Source organism: Streptomyces sp. NPDC048185 (assembly GCF_043202495.1).
In the GTDB taxonomy this organism is placed as follows: domain Bacteria; phylum Actinomycetota; class Actinomycetes; order Streptomycetales; family Streptomycetaceae; genus Streptomyces.
In genome coordinates, this window is the sequence record NZ_JBIDAN010000031.1 from 1 (window position 1) to 1,123 (window position 1,123).

The window sequence follows — 1,123 nt, forward strand, 5'->3', positions numbered from 1 at the left end:
TGTCGAAGGTGGGACTGGCGATTGGGACGAAGTCGTAACAAGGTAGCCGTACCGGAAGGTGCGGCTGGATCACCTCCTTTCTAAGGAGCACTTCTAGGCTGCTTCGGCAGTCCAGAGGCCAGCATGCGAGCGAACGTCTCGCACTGGTTGCTCATGGGTGGAACGTTGACTATTCGGCACGATCGACTTGATGGATCACTAGTACTGCTTCGGCGTGGAACGTGAGTCCAGAGAGGGATTGTGCCGGGCACGCTGTTGGGTGTCTGAGGGTACGGCCGCGAGGTCGCCTTCAGTGCCGGCCCCAGTGCACTCGGGATGTTGTCCCGGGGTGATGGGTGGTTGGTCGTTGTTTGAGAACTGCACAGTGGACGCGAGCATCTGTGGCCAAGTTTTTAAGGGCGCACGGTGGATGCCTTGGCACCAGGAACCGATGAAGGACGTGGGAGGCCACGATAGTCCCCGGGGAGTCGTCAACCAGGCTTTGATCCGGGGGTTTCCGAATGGGGAAACCCGGCAGTCGTCATGGGCTGTCACCCGCTGCTGAACACATAGGCAGTGTGGAGGGAACGCGGGGAAGTGAAACATCTCAGTACCCGCAGGAAGAGAAAACAACCGTGATTCCGGGAGTAGTGGCGAGCGAAACCGGATGAGGCCAAACCGTATGCGTGTGAGACCCGGCAGGGGTTGCGCATGCGGGGTTGTGGGATCTCTCTTCTGTCGTCTGCCGGCGACAGGACGAGTCAGAAACCGTTGATGTAGGCGAAGGACATGCGAAAGGTCCGGCGTAGAGGGTAAGACCCCCGTAGTCGAAACGTCAGCGGCTCGTTTGAGAGACACCCAAGTAGCACGGGGCCCGAGAAATCCCGTGTGAATCTGGCGGGACCACCCGCTAAGCCTAAATATTCCCTGGTGACCGATAGCGGATAGTACCGTGAGGGAATGGTGAAAAGTACCGCGGGAGCGGAGTGAAATAGTACCTGAAACCGTGTGCCTACAAGCCGTGGGAGCGTCGGAAGCACTTCGGTGCTTCTCGTGACTGCGTGCCTTTTGAAGAATGAGCCTGCGAGTTTGCGGTGTGTTGCGAGGTTAACCCGGGTGGGGAAGCCGTAGCGAAAGCGAGTCC

Annotated in this window: 2 rRNA genes; both read left to right on the forward strand. The window is 58.8% G+C overall.

The annotated features are described in order from the left end of the window. Positions 1-80: ribosomal RNA gene (locus ACGF3H_RS36165) — 16S ribosomal RNA — on the forward strand; the annotation flags it as partial. A gap of 302 nt (positions 81-382) precedes the next feature. Next, positions 383-1,123 (forward strand): 23S ribosomal RNA (locus tag ACGF3H_RS36170); the annotation flags it as partial.